The organism is Kluyvera sp. 1366 (assembly GCF_054823405.1).
In genome coordinates, this window is sequence record NZ_JBTRDW010000003.1 from 237,351 (window position 1) to 263,102 (window position 25,752).

Sequence of the window (25,752 nt, forward strand, 5' to 3'; positions counted from 1 at the left end):
CCGCACTCCCGATGGTGTCACCGGGGTAAAAAACTCGACGTGCTTTTCAGGTAATCGAAAAACCACCTGATGATGTAACTGAACTGGGGAATGAGTTGCGACTGTTGCCAGTCCGGGCTTTTAGAAAAGCCGGTGAATGTATCGAGAAAGAACAGCATAGCAGACACGATCAGCACACCGCGCAACGCCCCGAAACAGACACCCAACACCCTGTCGGTTCCCGACAAGCCGGTTTTTTCAACCAGCGAGCCGATCACATAGTTCACGATGGCACCCACAATCAGGGTGGCAACAAACAACACCGCGATAGCGATGCCGTTGCGAACCAGTTCGTCGTCAAAACCTGTAAACCAGACTGCAAGGTAGGCGTAATAATGACTGGCGACAAAAAACGCGCATCCCCAGGTAACGAGAGATAAGGCTTCCCGGACAAACCCGCGAATCAGGCTGACCAGAGCCGAAAAACCAACTACCGCAATAATGACGTAATCAATCCAGATCATGAACTCTTCCAGCCCAGTGCTATCGCACCCCTGCATCCAGTTCGGGGCGCATTCTAACAGAAAAAGAAAACGTTTGCGTAGGGTTTTCCGGTTCTGTTTCCGCAAAAAGGGCGATGAAAAAAACTTTCCTCGCCCTGTGTATTATCAGTGATTTAATCCACTGATATTCAATGATTTTCCTGTCGCGCTTCGCTACAAAAACTTTGTAAAGCCGCGCCTTTTTCTGCTATTGGCGCGGCTTATCAGCGCGTTATCGCGCGCTATACGGTTTCACCACGCCACCGAGGCCGGAGATGCTTTGCAACTCACTCAGCGAGCCTTGCAGCTTCGCTTTATTGGCATCCGGACCGACGTAAATGCGGGTGATTTGTCCCTGCACCGGCGTAGACGGCACGGTAAAGGCGCGATAACCGGAAAGACGCAGTTGCGCCACAATCTCGCTCACTTTCGCCGCATTCTTCAGCGCTCCGAGCTGCACCACAAATGCCTGACCAGCTGGCGCTGCGGGTTCGCTCTGCTTCGGCGTTTCCACCGGTTTCGCCTGCTCTACCGGTTTCGGCTGCTCGACGGGCTTCGGCTTCGGTTGCTCCACCGGTTTTGGCTTTGGCTGTTCAACCGGCTTCGGTTTCGGCTGCTCGACCGCTTTTGGCTTCGGCTGTTCCACCGGTTTCGGTTGCACTTGCTGATGCACCGGCGGCGGCGTAACCACGCTGGGCTCGCTATTCTGCGTGGGCTGCGCGCTGCCGTTAGTGGCGGTTTTACCACCGTTCTGATTCTGGGCCGCGCCCGCCCCTTCCGGCGGCTGCGCCGGCAAGGGTTGCGTCACCGGCGGCACCATTTCGCTATCCTGCTGATCGTCCGGTTTTGGCACCAGCGGAATGGCGGCGAACTCTTCTTTATAATGTTTCTTCTTACCGTCCAGTAGGCCGGGCAAGACGATGACACCAATCGCCACCAGAATGACCGTACCGACTAAGCGATTTTGGAACTTACTTGCCACTGCCGTTCTCCGCTGCCATCGATTCCATAACCTGCGCTACGGTGTGGAAAGAGCCACACACCAGAATCACATCTTCGGGACGCGCCTGCTGACGCGCCGCTTGCCAGGCTGCATCAACGTTGCTGTAAGCCACACCGCCGTCCAGATGAGCCAGCAGCTCATCGGCGGAGGCACCGCGCGGACCGTCGAGCGGCGCGCAGTACCAGCGATCAACCTGTGGTGCCAGCGCCGCCAGCGTGCCCGCGATATCTTTGTCGTGCAGCATGCCGACCACCGCATGCACTTCACCGCTGTGCGGCTCTTCAGCCAGACGCGAAGCCAGATAATAAGCGGCATGCGGATTGTGCGCCACATCGAGAATGACGCGCGGCGCTTCGCTGACGGTCTGGAAGCGCCCCGGCAAAATCGCCAGCGGCAGATGCTGACGAATAATCGCTTCGCTTACCGTTAAACCCGACGCACGCAGCGCGGTCAGCGCGGTGGCGGCATTGGGTAACGGCACCTGCGGCAGCGGTAAATCGCGCAGCTCGCCGTGCGCATCCTGCAACGTCCAGCTGGTACCCGTTTGCTGCCACTGCCAGTCGCGATTGCGCTGCAGCAACACCGCGCCCTTCTCCGCTGCAACGTCGGCGATGGTGCCCGGCATATCGGCTTCACCGACAATTGCTGGTTTACCTGCGCGGAACACGCCGGCTTTTTCCCGGCCGATACTTTCACGATCCGGACCCAGCCAATCGGTGTGGTCGAGCGCGATGCTGGTGATCACTGCCACGTCGGCATCGACAATATTGGTGGCATCAAGACGTCCGCCCAGGCCGACTTCAAGGATCACCACGTCGAGATTCGCCGCGCGGAACAGATTGAAGGCCGACAAGGTGCCGAACTCAAAATAGGTGAGCGAAATATCACCGCGCCCGGCTTCAATCGCGGCAAAACTGGCGCTGTGCTGCGCTTCATCCAGTTCAGCGCCCTGCACCCGTACACGTTCGGTGTAACGCACCAGATGTGGCGAGCTGTAAACGCCCACGCGATAGCCCGCGGCCATCAATAGCGTTTCCAGCGTGCGGCAGGTGGTGCCTTTGCCGTTGGTGCCGGCGACGGTGAAGACAAAAGGAGCGGGTTTGAGCAGGTCGAGGCGTGCGGCGACGCGTTGAATACGATCCAGACCCAGTTCAATGGCCTGCGAATGCAGATGCTCAAGATAATGAAGCCACGTGGCCAAAGGCGACGTGGCTTGAGGAAGAGATTTGTCCATGTGTCCCGTTCAAAATCAATACATCGAGTAACTTAAGGTCGCGGACCACGTTGGATGCAACCTTAAGTATTCTATGTAGACGGTGCATTGGAGGAAGGAAACATTACTGCCTCATTCCGTTGCCTGTCAGGCTTCGTTGCTCTCCGGCTCAGCCACATTTGGCTGATCACCATCCAGCTGCGGCGCTGGCAGGTTCATCATTTTCGCCAGCAGGCTTGCCAGCTTAAAGCGCATTTCCGGACGACGGATGATCATGTCGATCGCGCCTTTCTCGATCAGGAACTCACTGCGCTGAAAGCCCGGCGGCAGTTTTTCACGCACGGTCTGCTCGATAACGCGTGGACCGGCAAAGCCAATCAGCGCTTTCGGTTCCGCCACGTTGAGATCGCCCAGCATCGCGAAGCTGGCTGAAACGCCGCCCATGGTTGGGTCAGTCAGCACGGAGATATACGGCAAGCCGCGCTCCTGCATTTTCGCCAGTGCCGCACTGGTTTTCGCCATCTGCATCAGCGACTGCAGCGCTTCCTGCATACGTGCACCGCCTGACGCGGAGAAGCAGATCAGTGGGCAGTTGTCTTCCAACGCCTGCTCAACGCCACGCACAAAGCGCGCGCCAACCACTGAACCCATTGAGCCGCCCATAAAGGAGAACTCAAAGGCCACAGCGACAATTGGCATGCCGTGCAGCGTGCCTTTCATCGCCACCAGCGCATCTTTCTCACCGGTGTCTTTCTGTGCGGCGACCAAACGGTCTTTATACTTCTTCGAGTCGCGGAACTTCAGCAGATCTTTCGGTTCCAGCTCGCTGCCCAGCTCAACCAGCGAACCTTCATCCAGCATGCTATGCAGACGCTCACGGGCGTGCATGCGCATGTGATGGTCGCACTTCGGGCAGACCTCGAGGTTACGCTCCAGCTCGGCGCGGTACAGCACCTGCCCACAACTATCGCACTTGGTCCACACCCCTTCCGGGATGCTGGCTTTGCGCGTTGGCGTGGCAGTGCTTTTATTCAGTATGCGTTCAATCCAGCTCATTGATGACCTTTCTATTTAATGCTGACCTGGTCCAGTCTTCTCATTGCTGCTGAAATCACCTTCAGCAGGCCGTAAATGTCGCTCATTAAACCACAACCCGTTCACGCTGTGGATAAAAATCTGGTAACGAGCTTACTGCGACTTCTGCTGGCGGCGATGACGCCACACTTCAATTACGCCTGGCAGTATCGAAACCACGATGATGCCGACAATCAGCAGCTTCAGGTTCTCCTGCACAATCGGCAGGTCGCCAAACAGATAACCGGCGTAAGAGAACAGCAGCACCCACAGCAGTGCGCCCGTCACATTGTAGAGCGCGAAGTGGCGATAAGACATGTGTCCCATCCCCGCCACAAAGGGGGCAAAGGTTCGCACGATTGGTACAAAGCGCGCAAGTATAATGGTTTTGCCGCCGTGGCGATCGTAGAACGCGTGGGTTTTATCCAAATAACTGCGACGGAAAATTTTCGAGTTCGGATTGCTGAACAGCTTCTCGCCGAACAGACGCCCAATCGTGTAGTTCACCGCATCACCCAGGATGGCAGCGATCACCAACAGCGTTACCATCAGGTGCACGTTGAGATCGTTACCCGGCAAGGCCGCCAGCGCACCGGCAACAAACAGCAGGGAATCGCCTGGCAGGAACGGCGTGACCACCAAACCCGTTTCACAAAACAGAATCAGGAACAGAATGGCGTAAATCCAGATGCCGTACTGCGCCACCAGCTCGGCCAAATGCACATCAATATGCAGAATAAAATCGACTAAAAAGTGGATGAAATCCATATAACCACAACTCCCCTAACACCCAACAATTAACGGTTAATCCGCGAGGAACAACGGTCCCAACGCAGGCTGAGGTAATGCAAAGTGGGATGGATAATCCACCGCTACCAGATAAAGCCCCTCGGCTTTGGCGGTCGCCGCCGCCAGCTTACGATCTTTGGCCGCGAGCAGCGTCGCCATCCACTCTTCCGGCTGGTTGCCGGTGCCGATTTCCATCAGGCTGCCGACAATGTTACGCACCATGTGATGCACAAATGCATTGGCTTTGATATCCACCACCACATACGGCCCATGACGCGTGACGTTGAGATGCATCACGTTGCGCCACGGCGTGCGTGACTGACACTGCACCGCACGGAACGAAGTGAAGTCATTCTCGCCAATCAGCGCCTGACCAGCGCGCTGCATCTTATCTGCATCCAGCGGATGGTAATAATGGGTAATGCCATTGCCCAGAATCGCTGGACGCAGCCGATGGTTGTAAATCACGTAGCGATAGCGGCGTGCCGTGGCGCTAAAACGCGCATGAAAGTCGTCCGGCACCGCTTTCACCCAGCGCACCGCGATGTCATCGGGCAGATTGGCATTCACGCCCAACGTCCAGGCTGCGTCAGCACGCGGTGAGGTGGTTTCGAAATGCACCACTTGTCCGGTGCCATGCACACCAGCATCGGTACGGCCCGCGCAGAACACCACCACCGGATGATCGGCCACTTTCGACAACGCCTTTTCCAGCTTTTCCTGCACGCTGCGCACTTCATTTTGCCGCTGCCAGCCGTAATAACGGCTGCCATCGTATTCAATACCCAACGCCAGCTTAAGCGTTTTCCCTTCAGGCAACATTAATAGAAATACTCCTGCACCAGTTTCTCAGCCGTTTTCACCGCCATCAGTGCACCGCCGAAACGGATGTTATCTGCCACAGACCAGAACTGCAGCAGCTCTGGGATGCCGTAATCATTGCGCACGCAGCCAATGCTCAGCACGTCGCTGCCGGACGCATCGCCCACCTGCGTGGGGTAATCGCTCTCTTCAGTCAGGTTGATATCACCGGAGCGGCCCAGTTCATCGCGCGCTTCTTCTGCAGAGAGCGGACGCAGATTCTCCACGTGTACGATCTGCGCATTGCCGTAGAACACCGGCGCCTGCACGCTGCTTACCGCGATCGGCAAACCTTCGTCCTGCAGCACTTTACGTACCTGCTCAACCACGCGACGTTCGCTCTCGACGCTGCCATTGCTGTCCGCCAGCAGCGGCAAAATGTTGAACGCCAGCTGGCGGCCAAAATAGTGCGTTTCCGCCGGCACGCCGTTCAGCAAACGCGCACTTTCACCGGCCAAACCATCAACCGCCGCTTTACCATGGCTTGAGGCCGCAATCAGGTTGGTAACCTGCAAACGGCTCAGACCAGCCAGATCCACCAGCGGTTTGATTGAGCACAGCAGCTGGCTTACCAGGCTGTCGGCAACGGTAATGATGTTGCGATTGCGGTAATCTGCCAGCACCTGTGGATTCACATCCGGCACCACCAGCGGCACATCCGGTTCGAGCGCAAACAGATCGCTGCTATCGATCACCAGACACCCCTGGCTGGCGGCTTCTTCGGCATAGCGCGCCGAGGCTTCACGACCCGCAGTGAAGAACGCCAGCTGCACTTGCGTCCAGTCAAATTCGGCCACGTCCTGCACCAGCACGGTACGTCCCTCAAAACGTTTGTTCTCACCGGCACCGTTTTCACTCGCCAGCAAATACAACTCACCAACCGGGAACTGGCGTTCAGCCAGCAGTTCCAGTACAGCGTTCCCTACTGCGCCTGTTGCGCCCAAAAGCGCGATATTCCAGCCGTCAGACATGTTGGTTACTCCAGAGATTGACACAAAAACAGAAGGCGATGAAAACATCGCCCGAGATTTAGGAATTATCCCCCGCAATAGTGCAGGTGATTGAAATTTCTTTACAAACTGGCGCGGAAGCCAAGCTGATTGAGCATCGCCGCCGTCTCCGCATCATCGCAATGCACCTGCAGCGATGACCACTCACGACGCTCTTGATATTGCTTGCGCAGGCGATCAAACTCGCCTGGCTTTGCCGCCACTTTACGCAGTGGCGCATCATCGCGGCGCACATCATACACCAGATGCACTAAGCGTTTTAGCGTTGGCTGATCGAGTTTGCCGCGCAGAGTGACAGAACCGAATTCAGGTGCCGGCAGCAGGCTTTCCAACGCCACCTGCTGCGGCTGGCCGATAAAGTCGCACCAGGCTTCAAACACTTGCGTGGTGCCGCGCGCTTTACCTTCCAGCGTGTAGCCAGCGATATGGGCGGTGGCGATATCCACTTTATCCAGCAGATCGAGCGACAGATCCGGCTCCGGCTCCCACACATCCAATACCACGCTAAGATCGTGGCGCATCTTCAGCACTGCCTGCAGCGCCGCGTTATCTACCACCGCACCGCGGCAGGCGTTGATCAGAATAGTGTTGGGTTTGAGCGCCATCAGCAGCACCGCATCGGCCAAATGCCAGCTTTTATATGGGCCATCTTTAAACAGCGGCGTGTGGAAGGTCAGGATGTCGGCTTGCGCCACCAGATCATCCAGCGAATGGAAGGTTTCCTGATCGCCACGATCGGCGCGCGGTGGATCGCACAGCAGCGTTTTCACGCCCCAGGCTTGCAGACGCTTCTGCAGGCGGCCGCCAACATTCCCCACGCCAACGATGCCCACCGTGCGATCGCGCAGTGCAAAACCATCGCGCTCCGCCAGCAGCAGCAGCGAGGAGAACACATACTCCACCACCGCAATGGCATTACAGCCAGGCGCCGCAGAGAAGCTGATGCCTGCCGCCGCCAGTGATGCTTCATCAATGTGATCGGTGCCGGCGGTCGCGGTGCCGACAAACTTCACCGGCGTACCGGCCAGCAGTGCCGCATTCACTTTGGTGACGGAACGCACCATCAATCCGCTGGCGTCCTGCAGCTCAGCTTCCGGCAACGGACGTCCCGGCACCGCGAGCACATCGCCGGTGCGGCTGAAGAGTTCACGGGCATAAGGCATATTTTCATCGACGAGAATTTTCACTGCGGCGGTCCTGTCTGCAAAAATTTAAGGCGCGTATTTTGCCATAAAGCCGGGGATTAACCTAACCGACTACGATAGCGATCGGGCGTGGTACCGGCCTGCTGCTGGAACATCACAATGAGCGCCGACGCCGAGCTGTAACCCAGCTCGTGAGCGATGCCCTGCACGCTGCAACCCTACTCCAGCAGCGCGATAGCACGCAGAAAGCGTAAACGCTGCCGCCACTCGCTGAATGACATATTCAACTGCTGCTGACAGCGTCGCGCTAGCGTACGCTCGGTGGTGAACACGCGCTTCGCCCATTGTGCCAGCGTGGTGTTATCGCCGGGATGCGCTTCGAGCGCGCGCAGAATCGGCGCGAGGAATTTGTCATCCGACATCGGCAAATAGCTGTTATGCACCGGCGCCAGACGCAGGCGATCGATCAACACTTCACACATGCGCCAGTCGGCTTGCGTTTGCGGCTGCTCCAGTTCACGGCGGGCAAAATCATTCATGATGGCGTGGCCAATGGCATCAACATGCAATAAACAGGCTTTATCCGGCAGGCCCGCGCAGAGATCGGCGGCAAGATTAAAGGTGCGAAAACGCGCTTCGTTGTGGTTGTAGCTGCTGTGACGATGGCCGGCCGGAATCCAGATTGGGATATCTGCGGGCGTCAGCAGACGTTCGCCCTCCACTTCCATCTCCAGCACGTGGCTGGTGACGAAAATCACCTGGCCCCAATCATGCGCATGGGTGAGGTATTCGGTTTTGGCGTTGACCTCGTCATAACGCATGAAGAAGCGCAGCAAAGGCGCATCAATCGGCGGCTGGTATTCGACTTGTAGATTCATTCTGTCCGGTCACTAACAAATATTGTCCGATTTTAACTATCTGCTTTAAACCGGTCAAACGTAAACTATTCGCGATTATCTGAGGAGCTGTATCATGAATTTACTGTTTCCGCTGATCGCGGTATTGATCTGGTCGATCAACACTATCGTCAGCAAACTCTCGGCGGGAAGTATCGATCCTGCGGCGATCTCCTTCTATCGCTGGCTGCTGGCGCTGGTAGTACTAACACCGTTTTGCCTGCCGGGCGTGTGGCGCCATCGTCACACCATTAAAGCCAACGGCTGGCGATTGCTGTTCCTGGGTCTGCTTGGCATGGTGCTGTATCAAAGTCTCGCCTATTACGCGGCGCACAGCGTTTCTGCGGTGATGATGGGAATTCTCGGCGCGACCATTCCGCTGCTGACCATCCTGCTCAGTCTGGTTGTGCTGCGCCTCGCGCCGACGCGCGGCATTCTGATTGGCGGCGTGTTGTCGTTCGCCGGTTTGGTATGGCTGGTGAGCGAAGGCAACCCGGCACAGTTGCTAAATCAACGGCTCGGCAATGGCGAATTGATGATGCTGGCAGCATCGACCTCGTACGCCTTGTACGGCGTGCTGACCAAACGTTGGGCGATTCCGCTGCCGACCTGGCAAAGCCTGTATGTGCAGATTTTCTTTGGCGTACTGCTGTTGCTGCCTGGCTTCCTGCGCGCGCCGGATGTCACGCTCAACGAGCACAATCTGCCGCTGGTGCTGTATGCCGGGCTGTTTGCGTCGATCATCGCGCCGTTCCTGTGGATCCTTGGCGTGCAGCGTCTGGGCGCCAGCACCACCAGCATTTTTATGAACTTCGTACCGGCGTTTACGGCCATTATTGCCGTGATGTTCCTGCATGAGCAGCTGCATGGCTATCACTGGATTGGCGGTGGTATGACATTAGTCGGTGTTATTCTGGCGCAACGGCTGAAAACCCCGCTGTGTAAGCCGCGCAGCGCGAACCTTCCCGATCCCGCCGCCTGATTTTATTATCCGGAAAGGCCGCAGCCCCCGTGGATTTCCTGGGGGCTTTTGCTATGATGTGGCCTCTTTTTTCCGGCGCACCCGGATCTGACCCGTTTTCAAGGATTCCGCCATGCAACCTCTCAGCGGTCCCGGTGTGCCCGCGGGCGATCGTTCCCCTTTATCTCAGGCCACTGGCCCAACGCGACCTGGCGGTCCAGCCGGTGAGCAGCCGCTCTCTCCTGCCCAGCGCACCACGCTGGAACGTCTGATTGTTCGCATTATGTCTTTGAGTACGCTAAAAGCGCCGGAACTCTGGGCTGGCGTGCGGCATGAAGTCGGGGTGAAGAGTGAGGCGGAGCTGCAATCGCGCCACTTCCCGGCGGCGGAGCAGCATCTCAACGGTCGCTTAACCCAGGTGCAAAACAGTCTTGCTACGCGCCAGCTGCTGCAACAGCTGCTGGAAAAATTGCCGCAGGGCAATAATCGTCAGGCGGTGAGCGATTTTATTCGTCAGCAGTTTAACCAAACGGTGTTGAGCGCGTTGTCGCAGGATCAGCTGCGTCAGGTGCTGACCATGTTGCAAAACGGTCAGATGGCGATCCCGCAGCCGCAGCAAACGCGCGTGTCCGATCGCAGCTTGTTGCCGGCAGAACAGCAGTCGCTGAATCAGCAGGTGACGCGCCTTGCGGCGAAAACCGGTGAATCGCCGGTGAAACTGCTGGCCGATACGCTGAAGCTGGTGAATCTGAAAAGTGGCGATCCGATTCCCTCACGCCACTTCCCGCTGCTGACGCAATATTTGCAGGTGCGCCAGACGCTGGCTCAGCACAGTGCGCCAACCTTACAGATGCTGGAAACCTCACTGCGCCAGCCGTTAACCCATGATGAGCAGCGGCTGCTGGAAGATTACAGCCAGCAACGTTTCCAGGCGCTGCCGACCACCGTGCTGACGCCAGCGCAGACGCAGGATCTGCTGAATCTGCTGTTTAGCCGCCGCGCCGAGAAACTGCACGAACAGCCGCTGGCCGATAGCGAAATTCGGCCGCAGCCAATCTGGTCGCCGTTTATCCAGATGCTGCCGCAGCCGCTGGCGCAGCGCCCGGCGTTAACGCTGATTGTCGGCATCTTCCTGTTTATCTTCCTGCTGTGGCTGTTTATTTAGCAGCCACAGTTGGCAGCGGGCGTGGCGAGAATTGCCGTCCAGCTGCCAGTTAGCCAGCGACTGGGCTTTGCGGCGCTGACACCCGGGGAGATTGTCAGCGCCTGCGATAAGCTGGTTACGCTGTTGTCGCAGCCCGCGCAAAGCTCCAGGTAACCAGAATGCCCAGCGCCGCACAACAGGCTCCCGCGACATAGACCGAGCCGTAACCCAGCGCCGTCGCCAGTAAGCCGGTCAACGGGCCGCTGGCACCGTACGCGATATCCTGAAATGCAGAGAAACCGCCAAGCGCGGTGCCGCGAATCTGTGGCGATACGCGTTTAATCACTTCAACGCCCAGCGCCGGGAAGATCAGCGAGCAGCCGCAGCCGGTCAAAGCCGCGCCAATCAGCGCCATCCAGCCAGAAGTGGCGAACGCCAGTAGCAGCAGACCGGCGGTTTCCACCAGCAAGGAAACCATCGCCACTTTTACGCCGCCGTGACGATCCGGCAAGCCGCCGAAGAATACGCGCACCAGCACAAACGCACAGCCGAAGGCGGTCAGCGCGAAACCGGCATTGCCCCAGTTTTCCGCAGCAAAATAGAGTGACGTAAAGGTGCCGATCACCGCAAAACCGGTGCCCTGCAGCGCCAGCGCCAGTCCCGGCTGAAAGATGGTTTTCACTACGCTAAGCAGCGATGGCCGCTCGCCGCCCACCACCGGCACTTTGCGGATCCAGCCATTAATCGCCAGCGACAGCAGCGGCAACAGCAGCGCAACCGCGCCGAGAGCAGCAAAGCCGCCGTTCTGATTGATCAGCAAGCCGAGCGGTGCGCCAGCCGCCAGCGATCCATAAATCGCCATGCCGTTCCATGACATCACTAATCCGGAACGTTTGCTGCCCACCAATCCCATGCCCCAGGTCAAATTGCCGGTCAGCAGCAGGCTTTCGCCGAATCCCAACAGCAAGCGCCCCACTGCCAACAAACCAAACTTCGTCCACGGAGAAACCGGTAACAACACCGCCGCCAGATACGCCACGCCCACCAGCGCGATGGCCAGCATGCCGTGCTGGGTGGTGAGTTTCGCACCGTGTTGATCGGCTCGACGCCCGGCAAAGCTACGCGTCAACAGCGTGGCGAAGAACTGTATTCCCACTGCCACGCCAACCATCAGGTTGCTCATACCGAGTTCATGATGGACATACAGCGGGATGACCGGCAGCGCGAGGCCAGCGGTCAGATAGGTGAGGAATACCGCAAAGGAGGTGCAGGCCAGCGGCATAACGGATTGCGCCTGCGCGTCAGCAGTCGTGGTCATGGTGGGTCGAACTCCTTGTAATAACCAGACACGCGCTTGCTGCCAAAACAGAAACGGGATATTTGGTTCACACTAAGCTAAAAGCGATAATTTTGTTTCGTATGGAGTGGGAGTGTAGGCAAGCTGAAGGTGGAATGTCAAAACAACAAGGGCCGGATAACCGGCCCTTGTGATATTGCTAGCATAATTAGGTCGCCATGAATAGCGATCCTACGGGATTATGCTGGCAGCTTACGCATGATACTTACGCATGGTCAGAGTGGCGTTAGTCCCGCCGAAACCAAAGCTGTTGGACATCACGGTGGTCAGTGCTTTATCAGTCGGTTTGGTCACGATGTTCAGACCTTTGCCCGCTTCATCCAGCTCTTCCACGTTGATGCTTGGCGCGATGAAACCGTGCTCCAGCATCAGCAAGGTGTAGATCGCTTCCTGCACGCCCGCCGCACCCAGTGAATGACCGGTCATGGCTTTAGTGGCAGACAGTGATGGGCAGTTATCGCCGAACACTTCGCGAATCGCACCCAGCTCTTTCACATCACCAACCGGCGTAGAAGTGCCGTGGGTGTTGAGGTAATCGATTGGGGTATCCAGACCTTGCATCGCCATCTTCATGCAGCGCACTGCGCCTTCGCCTGAAGGAGCTACCATGTCTGCGCCATCTGAGGTTGCGCCGTAGCCCACGATCTCAGCATAAATGTGTGCACCACGTGCCAGAGCGTGCTCCAGCTCTTCAACCACCACCATACCGCCGCCGCCGGCAATGACGAAACCGTCACGGTTGGCATCGTAAGTACGTGAGGCTTTTTCTGGCGTTTCGTTGTATTTGGTCGACAGTGCGCCCATCGCATCGAACTCACAGGCCATTTCCCAGCTCAGCTCTTCACCGCCGCCAGCAAACACAATGTCCTGTTTACCCAGCTGAATCTGCTCAACCGCGTTACCGATGCAGTGTGCAGAAGTAGCACAGGCTGAACTGATGGAGTAGTTCACGCCGTGAATTTTGAACGGGGTTGCCAGGCAAGCAGAAACGCCTGAACCCATCGCCTTGGTCACCACATAAGGACCGACCGCTTTCAGGCCGCGTGGGCTACGCATGGCGTCAGCACCAAATACCTGATAACGCGGAGAACCGCCGCCAGAACCGGCAATCAAACCCACACGTGGGTTTTGCTGATACTGTTCTTCAGTCAGGCCAGAGTCTTTGATCGCTTCGGCCATTGAAAGGTAGGCATAAATAGAGGCATCACTCATAAAACGCACGATTTTGCGATCGATGAGCCCGTTGGTATCCAGTTTGACGTTGCCCCATACGTGGCTGCGCATACCGGCATCTCTCATCTCTTCAGAGAAAGTAATACCGGAACGGCCTTCACGCAGAGAAGCCAGCACTTCTTGCTGGTTATTACCAATGCTGGAAACAATACCCAGGCCAGTAATCACTGCACGTTTCATTCAATAATCCTCGTTCCACATATTTGGATGTGGTGCACTCTAGCGTACAGTTGTAAGCCGAACAAGTCCGATCAGCCATTTCCCTTTGTAAATTTGCGTCATGTGACGTCTATCGCTAAACTCGCGCCACTGCCTGAAATATGAGCCTTTCCCGTGAAATTAACCCCGGTTGAACACGCCCAAATAAACTGGAATGAACAGGGTACACCTGTGTCCCGAGCGTTCGGCGACGTCTATTTCTCCAACGATAATGGACTGGAGGAAACGCGCTATGTGTTCCTCGATGGCAACCATATTCCGCACCGTTTTGCTGAACATTCACGCGATTTATTTATTGTCGCCGAGAGCGGTTTTGGGACTGGTCTGAACTTTCTCACCCTGTGGCAAGCCTTCGATCGCTTCCGCAATGAGCAACCCAACGCCACTTTGCAGCGTCTGCACTTCATCAGCTGCGAGAAATTCCCGCTGACGCACGCCGATCTGGTGGCTGCGCATGCCCATTGGCCGGAGCTAAAGCCGTGGGCCGAACAGCTGCAACAGCAGTGGCCGCAGGCGCTGCCGGGTTGTCAGCGCCTGCTGTTCAACGGCGGCGAAGTCACGCTGGACCTCTGGCTTGGTGATATTAACGCGCTAATTCACACCTTTGATGACAGCCTCAATCGTCAGGTGGATGCGTGGTTCCTTGATGGCTTCGCGCCGGCAAAAAATCCTGAGATGTGGACGCCAGCGCTGTTCGCCGCGATGGCGCGCCTCGCCCGGCCGGGCGGCACGCTGGCGACTTTTACCGCGTCGGGGTTTGTGCGACGCGGGTTGCAGGACGCCGGTTTCAGTATGCAGAAGCGCAAAGGCTTTGGTCACAAGCGTGAAATGCTGGTCGGCGTGCTGGAGCAAGCCGCTGCATTGCCGCACAGCCAACCGTGGTATGCGCGCCCGCCGGCAGGCAGCAATGAAGTGGCGCTGATTGGCGGCGGCGTCGCCAGCGCAGTATTGGCGCTGGCGCTGCTGCGACGCGGTTGGCGCGTAACGCTCTACTGCGCCGATGACGCGCCCGCGCTGGGCGCATCCGGCAATCGTCAGGGCGCGCTCTATCCGCTGCTGAATCAGCACGATCCCGCGCTGGCCACCTTCTTCCCGGCCGCTTTTGGTTTTGCCCGACGTCTGTACGATCGGCTGCCAGTGGAGTTTGAACATGACTGGAGCGGCGTGTTGCAGCTGGGGTGGGATGATAAAAGCGCGGAGAAAATTGCGCAGATGCTCAACATGGCACTGCCGCATGACATCGCGTACGGTGTTAATAAAGAAGAAGCGCAACAGCTGGCGGGCGTTGAACTTGATGTCGGCGGGATTTTTTATCCGCAAGGCGGCTGGTTGTCGCCTGCACAACTGACCAGCAATCTGCTGGAGTACGCGCAATCGCGGGGATTACGCCTGCACTGGCTGCATCGCGTCACGCAATTAACGCGCGATGAAGATCGCTGGACGCTGCACTTTAGCGAGCAGCCGCCGGTGCAGCATTCCCAAGTGGTGCTGGCGAATGGTCACGCGTTGCTGGAACTTGAGCACAGCAAAACGCTGCCGGTGTACGCGGTGGCGGGACAAGTGAGCCACGCGCCGACTAATACGTCGTTGGGTGCGCTGCGCACCGTGCTGTGTTACGACGGCTATCTCACGCCGGTCAGCCCGAACTTCGCCACCCATTGCATCGGCGCCAGCTATCATCGCGGCGATACCGCCACAGATTTCCGCGCCGACGATCAGCAGGAGAATCGCCAACGGCTGATTAACTGTCTGCCGCAGAGCCAATGGCCGCAACAGGTTGATGTGTCCGATAACCAGGCGCGCAACGGCGTGCGCTGTGCCACGCGCGATCATCTGCCGATGAGCGGCAGCGCGCCAGATTATGAAGCGACACTCACGCAATACGCCGATCTGCCAGAACAGTGTGCGCGCGGTGCAAGCGTAGCCGATGCGCCGGTGCATAACGGTTTGTTTGTGTTGGGCGCATTAGGTTCGCGTGGTTTGTGCAGCGCACCGCTGGCGGCCGAAGTGCTGGCGGCGCAGATGAGCGGCGAACCGCAGCCGCTGGATGCAGCCACGCTGGCGGCGATGAGTCCGAATCGCTATTGGGTGCGAAAACTGCTGAAGGGTAAAAAAGCGGGTCGATAATCTGCGGGGCGAGCGATCGCCCCGAGACGTTAAGCGGTTTGACGTGCCTGCAGGAACAGATTGTCCCACATGCCGGTGACCAGCGCCTGATCGCGTGGCGACAGTTCGCCAGCAGCAATGGCTTTTTGCAGGCTGTTGGTGACGTGAGTTTGCAGCGCTTCCGGCGTGTGTTCACCGCTCAGCTCAATCTCCGCCACTGCCAGGGTCAGATGACCACGCAGATAGCCGCCTGCAAACAGCTCGTCATCGCTGGCGTGATCGACCATGTCATCAATCAGGGCCAGAATGCGGGTTTCAAATTCTACGATCATCTCTTCCTCTCTTCTTATAACCTTCGCGGATTACAGATCTTCCGGCCAAGGGAATTGTGCCGCCGTCAGTGGCGGCGTGCCGTAATAATTCGTCAGTGCATCGATGAAGCGAGCTGGTCGTGCCGGAATGCCCTGCTGCAGATACGTCATCACCTGTGCATGCACTTTGCGCTGAAACGCTATGCGATCTGGCTCACAATCGCCTTCGAGATTGTCACAACTTACGTTGAAGGGAAAGCCCGCCGCCACGCAGAATAACCACTCCAGCGCCTGCGGTTTTACCTCAACCGATTCGAACTGGCTCTGCGTTTGCGCATCGCGTCCGTCCGGACAATACCAATAACCAAAATCCACCAGCTTGCGGCGCGCTTCACCGGCAATGCACCAGTGGGAAATTTCATGCAGTCCGCTGGCGTAGTAGCCGTGCGCGAACACCACGCGATTCCACGGTGAGGTTTCATCCGCTGGAAGATAAATAGGTTCGTCGTCGCCTTTAATTAGACGGGTCTGAAAATCGTCAACGAAACAGCCATCAAAGATGGTAATCAGCTGATCGTAATGGTGTGTTGTACTCATAATTTTTAATCTTAAAAAAAAACCGGCGCCATTGTCGCATTGGCAGCCGGTCTTGACGAGTGTTGGATTACAGCGTGGCCAGCCAGGCCATCAATTCTGCGCCGTGACTGTCCCATAACAATTTAGCGCTCATTACCGCAGAAACGATCACTACCATGGGGCGAATCAGTTTCTGACCACGGCTCAATACCAGCCTGGCGCCGAGGCGCGCGCCAATAAAGGCGCCGAGCAACATAATCGCGCCGGTGCCCCACACCACTTTTCCGCCGAACATAAAGAACAGCAAACTGCCAAAATTCGAGGTGAAATTTAGGATTTTGGCGTGGGCGGTGGCTTTCGCCAGATTGAAGCCGCACAGCGTAACAAAGGCCAGCGCATAGAACGAGCCGGCGCCGGGACCAAAAAAGCCATCGTAGAAGCCGACGCAGCCGCCGCCTACCAGCGCATAGGGCAAACCGTGCAGACGACGTTCGCGATCGGCTTCGCCCAAACGCGGCATCAGCAGGAACCACAAACCGATGCAGATCAGCAGCAGCGGTAAGATTTGGCGCAGTACATCCGCTTGTAAGTGCTGAATCAGAATGGTGCCAGCAATCGCGCCGAGGAAGGTCATGGCGATATTCAGCCACTGCTCGCTCAGATTCACCGCACCACGTCGGATGAAATAGAGGCTGGCGGAGAACGATCCGCCGACCGATTGCAGCTTATTGGTGGCTAACGCCTGTGCCGGCGACAGCCCAGCAGCCAATAAGGAAGGCACGGTGAGTAAACCACCGCCACCAGCAATGGAGTCGATAAACGCCGCCAGCACCGCCACAAAAAACAGCACACAGATGATCAGTGGGCTGACAACGAACCAATCCATTTTAATCCTCAAATAACCGCGATCCTTTGAGCTGCAGCTGCGTTGGCTGCGCTCGCCCACTCCAGTCACTTACTTAAGTAAGCTCCTGGAGATGAACGAACTTGCCGCCTTGCCGCAACTCAAATTCTCACGGTTATAATAAATGACGGTCTAATAAAGCCTGGCAAGACGGCGGCAATGGCGGCGGCGTTTTCTTCACCGGCGGCGTGCTGCCTGGTTTTTTCGGCAGGAACCAGCTGTCCAGCTCAGCGCCACAGCCATCGCCCGCTGGTTGAGGTGCCTGGTCTTCACATTCAAGGCTCCCCGCCGGACAACGCAGACGCACGTGCATGTGCGCGCGATGGGCGAACCACGGACGCACTTTATTCAACCACGCGCGATCGCTGCCAGCATCGGCGCAAAGCTGCCTTTTGATTGCCGGATTGACGAAGATACGCGTCACTTCATCATCTTTCGCCGCCAGTTTAATCAGGCTATCGATTTGCGGCTGCCAGTGACGCGCAATCACCTGTTTATCATCGGCAGAAACCAGATCGAGCGGCTGCGGCTTGAGCAATTGCTGCGCCGTCCAGCGGGTTTTCGGCAGCTGCAGCCAGATATCGACGTCTAAACCCGTTTGATGGCTGGCGTGGCCGCTGCTAAAACGTCCACCCGCCGCCATGCCCATATCGCCAATCAGCACTTGTCCCAGCTGAAGCTGATGAACCTGGGTGCTGAGACGCTGAATAAAGGCGATCAGATCGGGATGGCCGAAATAGCGGCGCTGATCCTGGCGCATCACCTGATAATTGGGTGAGTTAAGCGGCAACTGCTGCGCACCCACAATACAGCCGTTGGCGAAGCCGCCAATTGACTGCGGGCTGCCGGCAATCGGCTGATGAATTTGCTGCCACGGCGTGGCAGCAACGGCGGCCGCACTGCATAGCAGCGCGGCACAGATAATGAGCAGACGGCGCATCATCGGGTTTACCAGCGCGGAACGCTGCTGTTGACGTCACCGTTTTGCGCACGCTGGCGCAGCAGGTGATCCATCAACACAATCGCCATCATCGCTTCGGCAATCGGCACAGCGCGAATGCCGACGCAGGGATCGTGACGACCTTTGGTGATCATCTCGACTTCTTCACCCTCGCGGGTGATGGTGTTGCCTGGCACGGTGATGCTGGAGGTCGGTTTCATCGCCAGATTGGCGCTAATGGTTTGGCCGCTGCTGATGCCGCCCAGAATGCCGCCCGCGTGATTGCTCTGGAAACCGTTGGCACGGATCTCATCGCGATGTTGACTGCCGCGCTGATTGATCACCGCAAAACCGTCACCGATCTCCACGCCTTTTACCGCGTTGATGCTCATCAGCGCATGCGCTAAATCCGCATCCAGACGATCAAATACCGGCTCGCCCAGGCCCGGCGGCACGTTCTCTGCCAGCACGGTAACTTTGGCGCCGATAGAGTCACCCTCTTTTTTCAGGCCGCGCATCAGCTCATCCAGCGCTTCCAGTTTAGAGGCATCCGGGCAGAAGAACGGGTTCTCTTCCACGATGCTCCAGTCTTTCAGCTCGCAGGCCACATCGCCAATCTGCGCCAGATAGCCGCGCACCACGATGCCATGCTTCATCTGCAGATACTTCTTGGCAATCGCCCCTGCTGCCACGCGCATCGCGGTTTCACGCGCCGAAGAGCGGCCGCCGCCACGGTAGTCGCGCAGGCCATATTTCTGCTCGTAGGTATAATCGGCATGGCCAGGACGGAACAGATCTTTGATGGTGCCGTAATCCTGTGAACGCTGGTCGGTGTTCTCAATCAGCAAACCGATTGAGGTTCCCGTCGTCACGCCCTCAAACACGCCAGACAAAATTTTCACCTGATCCGGCTCGCGGCGCTGCGTGGTATAGCGCGAAGTGCCAGGACGACGACGATCGAGATCGTGCTGGATGTCGGCTTCCGTCAGCGGAATGCCGGGTGGCACACCGTCAACGATGCAGCCCAGCGCAATACCATGCGACTCGCCAAAAGTGGTTACGCGAAAAACTTGTCCGATGCTGTTTCCGGCCATGCTGGTTCCTTGTTGCGATGTTGCGGGCGAGCGCTCGCCCTCTTATTTAGTCTTTGTAAAATGAGAAGTGATGCTGTGCCGCCACGATTTGCTCGCGCGTCAGCATAAACACGCCGTCACCGCCATTATCAAACTCCAGCCAGGTAAACGGCACGTCTGGATACTGATCGATCATGTGCACCATGCTGTTACCCACTTCGCAAATCAGCACGCCTTGCTCAGTGAGGTAATCCGGCGCACAGGCCAGAATGCGACGCACCAGTTTCAGGCCGTCGCTGCCCGCCGCCAGACCCAGTTCTGGCTCGTGGCGATATTCGTTCGGCAGATCGTCCATATCTTCCGCATCCACGTACGGTGGATTGGTGACGATCAGATCGTATTTCACCGGCGGCAAGTTGCGGAACAGATCGGCGCGGATTGGCGTGACGTGGTTCAGCAGGCCGTGCTCTTCAATGTTCTGCTCGGCGACAGCCAGTGCATCGGTGGAGATATCGACTGCATCCACTTCCGCTTCCGGGAAGGCGTAAGCGCAGGCAATGGCGATGCAGCCGCTGCCGGTACACATATCCAGAATGTGATGAGGCGAATCGCTGATCAAACCGGCAAAGCGGTTCTCAATCAGTTCACCAATCGGTGAACGCGGCACTAATACGCGCTCATCAACGTAAAATTCGTGGCCGCAGAACCAGGCTTTGTTGGTGAGATACGCCACCGGAATGCGCTCGTTGACGCGGCGAATCACGCGCTCAACAATGCGATGACGCTCGCTGGCAGTCAGGCGCGCATTGCGCATATCTTCTGGAATATCCAGCGGTAGCCACAGCGTTGGCAGAACCAGTTGGACTGCTTCGTCCCAGGGATTATCCGTGCCGTGGCCGTACCAAATGCCTGCCGCCGAAAAACGGCTGACAGCCCAGCGCAGCATGTCCTGAATGGTGTGCAGTTCATTCACTGCCTCATCGACGAATATCTTGTCCACGTAGCCCTCCGCAGGCCATAAAATCAATCGGCCGATAGTGTGCCACGAAGCCGGGCAGAATTCAGCGCAGCGAGGCGAAAAAGCTGACATTTGTTAACAGTAACGGTTAAGGTATGCCACCGGCTGTTTAACCAGCCTTTTCTGACCCAATCACAGAGCCATGAGTAAGAAAACGCCGCTAAGCCAGGACGATCAGGAGATGTTCCGCCAGTTAATGAGTGGAACCCGCAAGCTGAAACAGGACACTATCGTGCATAAACCGGTAGTGAAAACGCGCGAAGTACCGCTTAAACGCCTGCTTTCAGAACAGGTCGATAACAGCCATTATTTTTCAGACGAGTTTCAGCCGTTGCTGTCGAGCGAAGGTCCGGTGCGCTACGTGCGCGCGGATGTCAGCCATTACGAGCAGAAGAAATTGCGTCGTGGCGATTACACGCCGGAAATTTTTCTCGATCTGCATGGCTTAACGCAGATGCAGGCCAAGCAGGAACTCGGCGCGTTGATTGCCGCCTGTCGTCGCGAACATCTGTTCTGCGCCAGCGTGATGACCGGGCACGGTAAACACATCCTCAAGCAGCAAACACCGCTGTGGCTGGCACAACATCCGCATGTGATGGCGTTTCATCAGGCACCGAAAATGTTTGGCGGCGACGCCGCACTGCTGGTGTTGATTGAGGTGGAAGAGTGGCAACCGCCTGAACTGCCGTAAAGGCTACGGTAAAAAGGATAGGGCCGCATTTGTAAGCGGCCCATAGAGCGGAATTACATCGCTTTAGCCAATTTTGACGGGCTGACCTGCCACTCCAGCTTGCCTTCGCAGGCCTCTGCATCAAAGTTTACGCAGGCTATTGCCGAGGTCGCGAACATCGGCGGCGCTTCCTGCGGGCAGAGTTCAGACACCAGATAACCCACCAGCGGCAGATGCGAAATCACCAGCGCCGATTTAACCCCTTTTTGTGCCAGCGCCTGCAGATAGCAGGCCACCATGCCTGGATCGCCGCCCGGCGTCAGTTCCGGCAAGACATCCTGCCCTTCTGGCAATTTCAGGGTTTCGCGTACCGTGGCGAGCGTTTGCTCGGCACGCAGGTAAGGACTGACTAATACCCGATCAATTTCTGGCGTTTTGCCGTTGAGCCAGCTCGCCATCGCTCTCGATTCATCACAGCCACAGAGTGTGAGAGGTCGAACAGAATCACTCGCTGCTTCCAGAGCTGCATCGCCATGACGCATGATAAAAACTTGCATAAAGCACCGCTGTTGTTTGTCGATATCGGCCGGTACCACAGCACCAGACGCTTCATTCTGCGAATGAACGGTGTGTTTTACCCCAATGGCTTCAGTATAGTCAACCGGTTGTTTATTAAATAAGCATATCTCAGAATGGTGCCGCGCTTACCGCTGCACGGCCCGCTGACTAACCCGCTGAATCTGTGCGCCTATTCACGATTGTGCAGAAGTGTAAAAATTCGTTTGCTGTTCTGACATTGCAATCAGCGCCTCACTCGGCGTAAAACGCTCGCCGTGCTGCTGCATTAATGACCTTAATGCTTTGACGATATCGCCAATGCCGCGCTGATCCATATAGCGGAACGGACCGCCAAGGAACGGCGGAAAACCGATGCCAAATACCGCCGCAATATCGCCATCACGTGCGTTGCGGATCACCGCTTCATCCAGACAGCGTGCCGCTTCGTTCAGCATTATCAATACGCAGCGATCTGCGATCTGCGCTTCGCTCTGCCTCGCCTGCGGTTTGATATTCAGCAGTGAATAAAGGGAAGCATCGACTTTGCGTTTTCCCGGCCAGCGCGAACGTTGATAGAGGTAAAACCCTTTGTGATTTTTGCGCCCTTTTCTGCCGTCGGCCAGAATGGCGTTCGCGGCGTTGGGGGCGCTGAAACGTATACCGTAAGCCTGCTCAAGAATCGGGCTGATTTTGCTGCCGACATCAATGCCCACTTCATCCAGCAGCTGCAGCGGCCCAACCGGGAAACCAAACTTCACTAGAGCGCGATCGATATGCTCAATCGGCTCACCTTCCTGCAAGCAGTGCATCGCTTCATTTATATAGGGCGCGAGAATGCGGTTAACGTAAAAGCCGGGACGATCCGCCACCACCACCGCCGTTTTGCCCTGCTGACGCGCCAGCTGCACCGTATTTGCCAGCGTTTGCGCCGAGGTATTGGCGTGAGGAATCACCTCCACCAGCGGCATTTTGTCCACAGGACTGAAGAAATGCAGACCGATCACGTTTTCAGGCCGCTGGGCTTTGGCTGCGATATCAGCAATTGGCAGCGACGAAGTATTGGAGGCGAAAATGGTGTGCGGCTGGCAATGGCTTTCGATTTCGCTGACCATCTGCTGCTTGAGCGCCAGATCCTCAAATACCGCTTCAATCACCAGATCGCGCTGGCTGAACCCCTGGTAATCGGTGCCGCCGCTGATGCGCGCCATCTGCTGCTGACGTTCGGCGGCTTTTAGCTGACGCCGCTTCACCTTGTTGCTCAGCAGATCCCAGCTGTATTGCAGCGCATGATTCACGCCGACCAGATTGATGTCTTTAATGCGCACCGGCAAACCGGCTTTCAGCGCCGTAACGCTGGCGATGCCACCGCCCATCAAACCGCCGCCGAGCACGCCAATCTGCTTCAGCACTTGCGGCTCGACACTGGCCATCGACTCTTTCTTTAAGGCCGTTGAGGCGAAGAACAAACTGCGCAGCGCGGCCGATTCTGGCGTCATCGCCAGTTGGCCAAAGGCGCGCGCTTCCGCTTCATGCCCGGCGCTGCTGCCCTGCTCCAGACCGATGCGCACCACGTCAAGAATGCGCTGGGCCGCTGGATAGTTGCCCTGGGTTTTGCTGTGGGTTTGCCGCTGCGCCAGCGAGAACAGCACCTGACGCGCGATTGGTCCCTGCAGCAAACGATCGCGGCGCGAAAGCTCCCGCCGTGCGCCTTTTCCTTTGTGTACGCGCGCAAGCGCCGTTTCCAGCAGAATTGATTGCGGCACCGCGTCATCGACAATCCCCAGCTTGAGCGCCTGTTTAGCGCGCAGCTGTTTGCCGGTAAGGATCAGCGGCAGCGCCTGCTGTACGCCAATCAGGCGCGGCAAACGTTGCGTACCGCCAGAACCCGGCAGCAGACCGAGCTGTACTTCCGGCAAACCGAGGCGCGTTTTGTCATCCAGCGAACAGATGCGCGCATCGCAGGCCAGCGCCAGTTCCAGACCGCCGCCGAGGCAGGCACCGTGAATCGCCGCCACCACTGGAAACGGCAGCGCGGCAATCATCGCCATCACATCTTGTCCCTGTTTTGCCAGCGCCTCAGCTTCCTGCGCCGTTTTGCAGTTGGCGATCATGCTGATATCCGCACCAGCAACAAAGTTGTCTGGCTTGCCGGAGATCAACACTAATCCAGCCAACTGCTGATGGCTGCGAGCTTCGTCCAGCACCGCTTTGATCTGCGGCACAAACTCGGCCTTCAGCGTGTTCATCTTCTCGTCCGGCACATCGATGGTGATCACACCGACGTGGTCGAGGCGCATGTGTAAATGAAAGGCGGATTCGCTCATTATTCGGCCTCCAAAACCATTGCCGTGCCCAGGCCGCCCGCCGCGCAGGCGGTGACCAATCCCAATCCGCCACCGCGCCGCCGCAGTTCCTGCAGCGTTTGCGTAATCATGCGTGCGCCAGTAGCGGCAAACGGATGACCATAAGCAATCGATCCGCCGAGCACGTTAAAGCGTTCTTCATTGACTTCACCTAACGCATGCGGACGATTCAGCACCTCGCGCGCAAAGCGTTCGTCACGGAACATCTTCAGGTTGGCTAAGGTTTGTGCGGCAAAGGCTTCGTGCATATCAATCAGCGTCAGATCGTTGAGCGTGATGCCGGCGCGCTCCAGCGCCAGCGGCGAGGCGTAGGCCGGTCCAAGCAGCATATCGTGCCAGACATCAATCGCCGTAAAAGCATAGCTGCGCAGATAGCCGAGCGGCTGAATGCCGAGTTCGCGCGCGCGCCCTTCACGCATCAGGATCACCGCTGCGGCGCCATCGGTCAGCGGCGTGCTGTTGGCGGCGGTCACCGAACCGTGGCGACGATCAAACGCCGGGCGCAGTTTGGCGTAATCGGCGGCGCTGGCGTTGAAGCGAATATTGTTGTCCTGCTCGATGGGCGCTTTCCACGGCGGCACAAATGCGGGCATCACTTCCTGGCTTAACACGCCCGATTGCCAGGCGCGCGCCGCATGCCGGTGCGAACGCAGCGCTAACGCGTCCTGCTGTTCACGCGTGATGCCGTGACTTTTCGCCATCTGCTCGGCGGTATCGCCCATGCGTAATCCGGTAGAATACTCCGCTACCGCCGGTGGCACCGGCAACAGATCGCGCGGGCGCAAACGACGCAGGATGCTGAGTTTTTGACTAAAGCTGCGCGCTTTGTTGAGATCCACCAGCGCACGCGCCAGAGTTTTACTGACGCCAATCGGCAGCACCGAGGATGAATCCGCGCCACCGGCAATGCCGGCATCGATGGTGCCCGCCACTAAACTTTCCGCCACGTTTGCCACCGCCTGAAAACTGGTGGCGCAGGCGCGGCTAACGCTATAGGCATCGGTATGCACGCCTAATCCGCTGCTCAGAACAATTTCACGCGCAATATTGGGCGCTTCCGGCATCTGCACCACCTGGCCAAACACCAGTTGATCGATAATCTCGACCGGTAATTCGCTGCGCGCCATCAGTTCGCTGATCACCATGCGCCCCAACTCCAGCGCGGGAATGCCGTGGAAATCGGTCGCCTGGCGGGCAAAAGGGGTGCGTAATCCGTGGGTTATGGCGATACGTTCGCCCTGACGCGTCAGCAGCGGCTGCGCTTTGCTCATTGCAATCACCTGTATTTTTCGACCGGGGCATCATTGCCAAACAGGTCTGACCTGATCATCAGTGTTAACTAAGTGTTGCTAAGTAGCCAATAAGCAGAGGAAAAAAGTGCGAGGGAATACACGAAAATGAGTTAAGGCTGCCGAAGGGGTTTCGGCAGCAGGGAGATTAGCGTAGGCCGAGCTGGAAAATCAGGGTTTCGGCCTGGCAGGCAAAGGTGAAGTCGATAGACAGGCGCACCGCGTCGCCTTCATTGGCAAAATCCGCGCGAATATCGCAAGGATCGGATTCCACCTGACGCGCGCGCTCAGTCAAATGCGCCAGCATCGCTTCCGCCGCATGGCGATCGGCAAACACGCCAGACCAGCTTGCGGTGCAATCGGTGTTATCCATCACGGTTCCCACATCAACACAGCAGCAGGCCGCCGTTTCGTTGGCATTACACTTTTTAATGGCATCAGTCATGATTCTCTCCTGACGATAATTTCAACATAATCGGATTATTTTCTGCCGCAAAGTGTACGCCTGCTGCGTTTTC

Annotated in this window: 24 protein-coding genes and 1 pseudogene; 4 read left to right on the forward strand and 21 right to left on the reverse strand. The window is 57.3% G+C overall.

Going from position 1 to position 25,752, the window contains the following annotated elements:
- Positions 1 to 17: 17 nt before the first annotated feature.
- From cvpA to ACVLVH_RS07895, 9 genes and pseudogenes are all read right to left on the reverse strand, one after another.
- On the reverse strand, positions 18 to 503 hold the full coding sequence (cvpA, locus tag ACVLVH_RS07855) for a colicin V production protein (protein WP_064739347.1): 486 nt from the start codon (positions 501 to 503) through the stop codon (positions 18 to 20).
- Between the two features lie 250 nt (positions 504 to 753).
- The gene (dedD, locus tag ACVLVH_RS07860; RefSeq protein ID WP_192411465.1) at positions 754 to 1,503 is read right to left on the reverse strand and encodes a cell division protein DedD; all 750 of its coding nucleotides are present in this window, start codon (positions 1,501 to 1,503) and stop codon (positions 754 to 756) included.
- Entirely contained in the window at positions 1,493 to 2,758 is a 1,266-nt protein-coding gene (gene folC, locus ACVLVH_RS07865; protein ID WP_192411464.1) for a bifunctional tetrahydrofolate synthase/dihydrofolate synthase, read from the reverse strand. The genes dedD and folC overlap by 11 nt, the downstream gene beginning before the upstream one ends.
- A gap of 126 nt (positions 2,759 to 2,884) precedes the next feature.
- Positions 2,885 to 3,793 (reverse strand): acetyl-CoA carboxylase, carboxyltransferase subunit beta, encoded by a 909-nt coding sequence (accD, locus tag ACVLVH_RS07870; RefSeq protein WP_008105205.1) that lies wholly within the window; start codon positions 3,791 to 3,793, stop codon positions 2,885 to 2,887.
- A 132-nt stretch (positions 3,794 to 3,925) separates the two neighbouring features.
- The gene (locus ACVLVH_RS07875; RefSeq protein WP_061717855.1) at positions 3,926 to 4,579 is read right to left on the reverse strand and encodes a DedA family protein; all 654 of its coding nucleotides are present in this window, start codon (positions 4,577 to 4,579) and stop codon (positions 3,926 to 3,928) included.
- A 36-nt stretch (positions 4,580 to 4,615) separates the two neighbouring features.
- On the reverse strand, positions 4,616 to 5,422 hold the full coding sequence (gene truA / locus ACVLVH_RS07880) for a tRNA pseudouridine(38-40) synthase TruA (protein ID WP_192411463.1): 807 nt from the start codon (positions 5,420 to 5,422) through the stop codon (positions 4,616 to 4,618).
- Positions 5,422 to 6,432: an aspartate-semialdehyde dehydrogenase gene (locus tag ACVLVH_RS07885; RefSeq protein WP_101763634.1), complete on the reverse strand. Its 1,011-nt coding sequence runs from the start codon at positions 6,430 to 6,432 to the stop codon at positions 5,422 to 5,424. The genes truA and ACVLVH_RS07885 overlap by 1 nt, the downstream gene beginning before the upstream one ends.
- A gap of 101 nt (positions 6,433 to 6,533) precedes the next feature.
- A complete protein-coding gene (pdxB, locus tag ACVLVH_RS07890; protein WP_192411462.1) occupies positions 6,534 to 7,658 on the reverse strand; it encodes a 4-phosphoerythronate dehydrogenase PdxB in 1,125 nt (374 codons plus the stop codon).
- A 56-nt stretch (positions 7,659 to 7,714) separates the two neighbouring features.
- Positions 7,715 to 8,494 (reverse strand): annotated as a pseudogene (locus tag ACVLVH_RS07895) (AraC family transcriptional regulator).
- A gap of 94 nt (positions 8,495 to 8,588) precedes the next feature.
- On the opposite strand from ACVLVH_RS07895, the gene ACVLVH_RS07900 reads away from it, so the two are divergent.
- Positions 8,589 to 9,494 (forward strand): DMT family transporter, encoded by a 906-nt coding sequence (locus ACVLVH_RS07900; protein ID WP_498949154.1) that lies wholly within the window; start codon positions 8,589 to 8,591, stop codon positions 9,492 to 9,494.
- A gap of 112 nt (positions 9,495 to 9,606) precedes the next feature.
- The gene (gene flk / locus ACVLVH_RS07905; protein ID WP_101763630.1) at positions 9,607 to 10,638 is read left to right on the forward strand and encodes a flagella biosynthesis regulator Flk; all 1,032 of its coding nucleotides are present in this window, start codon (positions 9,607 to 9,609) and stop codon (positions 10,636 to 10,638) included.
- A 115-nt stretch (positions 10,639 to 10,753) separates the two neighbouring features.
- Here flk and ACVLVH_RS07910 read toward each other — a convergent pair whose 3' ends face one another.
- Both ACVLVH_RS07910 and fabB read right to left on the reverse strand, forming a co-directional pair.
- Positions 10,754 to 11,935, reverse strand: a complete 1,182-nt coding sequence (locus ACVLVH_RS07910) for an MFS transporter (protein ID WP_498949155.1) — start codon at positions 11,933 to 11,935, stop codon at positions 10,754 to 10,756.
- Between the two features lie 231 nt (positions 11,936 to 12,166).
- Positions 12,167 to 13,387 carry a beta-ketoacyl-ACP synthase I gene (gene fabB, locus ACVLVH_RS07915; protein ID WP_192411457.1) on the reverse strand — a complete coding sequence of 407 codons (1,221 nt, stop codon included), beginning with the start codon at positions 13,385 to 13,387 and terminating at the stop codon, positions 12,167 to 12,169.
- A gap of 153 nt (positions 13,388 to 13,540) precedes the next feature.
- Here fabB and mnmC point away from each other — a divergent pair, with 153 nt between their 5' ends.
- On the forward strand, positions 13,541 to 15,553 hold the full coding sequence (mnmC, locus tag ACVLVH_RS07920; protein WP_192411456.1) for a bifunctional tRNA (5-methylaminomethyl-2-thiouridine)(34)-methyltransferase MnmC2/FAD-dependent 5-carboxymethylaminomethyl-2-thiouridine(34) oxidoreductase MnmC1: 2,013 nt from the start codon (positions 13,541 to 13,543) through the stop codon (positions 15,551 to 15,553).
- A 29-nt stretch (positions 15,554 to 15,582) separates the two neighbouring features.
- On the opposite strand, the gene ACVLVH_RS07925 is transcribed toward mnmC, so the two are convergent.
- The 6 genes from ACVLVH_RS07925 to prmB form a co-directional block, all read right to left on the reverse strand.
- Complete coding sequence (locus ACVLVH_RS07925) at positions 15,583 to 15,864, reverse strand: YfcL family protein (protein ID WP_008101252.1); 282 nt, start codon at positions 15,862 to 15,864, stop codon at positions 15,583 to 15,585.
- A gap of 30 nt (positions 15,865 to 15,894) precedes the next feature.
- Positions 15,895 to 16,440 (reverse strand): elongation factor P hydroxylase, encoded by a 546-nt coding sequence (locus ACVLVH_RS07930; protein WP_101763626.1) that lies wholly within the window; start codon positions 16,438 to 16,440, stop codon positions 15,895 to 15,897.
- Positions 16,441 to 16,507: 67 nt separating this feature from the next.
- Positions 16,508 to 17,305, reverse strand: coding sequence for a sulfite exporter TauE/SafE family protein (locus tag ACVLVH_RS07935; RefSeq protein WP_498949157.1), 798 nt, complete (start codon positions 17,303 to 17,305; stop codon positions 16,508 to 16,510).
- Positions 17,306 to 17,438: 133 nt separating this feature from the next.
- Positions 17,439 to 18,266, reverse strand: coding sequence for a penicillin-insensitive murein endopeptidase (gene mepA, locus ACVLVH_RS07940; protein WP_498949158.1), 828 nt, complete (start codon positions 18,264 to 18,266; stop codon positions 17,439 to 17,441).
- A gap of 5 nt (positions 18,267 to 18,271) precedes the next feature.
- Positions 18,272 to 19,357, reverse strand: coding sequence for a chorismate synthase (aroC, locus tag ACVLVH_RS07945; RefSeq protein WP_101763624.1), 1,086 nt, complete (start codon positions 19,355 to 19,357; stop codon positions 18,272 to 18,274).
- A gap of 46 nt (positions 19,358 to 19,403) precedes the next feature.
- The gene (gene prmB / locus ACVLVH_RS07950; protein WP_110866547.1) at positions 19,404 to 20,336 is read right to left on the reverse strand and encodes a 50S ribosomal protein L3 N(5)-glutamine methyltransferase; all 933 of its coding nucleotides are present in this window, start codon (positions 20,334 to 20,336) and stop codon (positions 19,404 to 19,406) included.
- A 160-nt stretch (positions 20,337 to 20,496) separates the two neighbouring features.
- Between prmB and smrB the strand changes: the two genes are divergently transcribed.
- Positions 20,497 to 21,045, forward strand: a complete 549-nt coding sequence (gene smrB, locus ACVLVH_RS07955) for an endonuclease SmrB (RefSeq protein ID WP_101763622.1) — start codon at positions 20,497 to 20,499, stop codon at positions 21,043 to 21,045.
- Between the two features lie 53 nt (positions 21,046 to 21,098).
- Here the strand turns inward: smrB and sixA are convergent, their stop codons facing one another.
- From sixA to ACVLVH_RS07975, 4 genes are all read right to left on the reverse strand, one after another.
- On the reverse strand, positions 21,099 to 21,581 hold the full coding sequence (gene sixA / locus ACVLVH_RS07960; RefSeq protein ID WP_101763719.1) for a phosphohistidine phosphatase SixA: 483 nt from the start codon (positions 21,579 to 21,581) through the stop codon (positions 21,099 to 21,101).
- Between the two features lie 195 nt (positions 21,582 to 21,776).
- The gene (gene fadJ / locus ACVLVH_RS07965; protein WP_462061910.1) at positions 21,777 to 23,906 is read right to left on the reverse strand and encodes a fatty acid oxidation complex subunit alpha FadJ; all 2,130 of its coding nucleotides are present in this window, start codon (positions 23,904 to 23,906) and stop codon (positions 21,777 to 21,779) included.
- On the reverse strand, positions 23,906 to 25,216 hold the full coding sequence (gene fadI / locus ACVLVH_RS07970) for an acetyl-CoA C-acyltransferase FadI (RefSeq protein WP_192411453.1): 1,311 nt from the start codon (positions 25,214 to 25,216) through the stop codon (positions 23,906 to 23,908). The genes fadJ and fadI overlap by 1 nt, the downstream gene beginning before the upstream one ends.
- A 166-nt stretch (positions 25,217 to 25,382) precedes the next feature.
- Positions 25,383 to 25,679 carry a YfcZ/YiiS family protein gene (locus ACVLVH_RS07975; protein WP_101763619.1) on the reverse strand — a complete coding sequence of 99 codons (297 nt, stop codon included), beginning with the start codon at positions 25,677 to 25,679 and terminating at the stop codon, positions 25,383 to 25,385.
- Between the last annotated feature and the right edge of the window lie 73 nt (positions 25,680 to 25,752).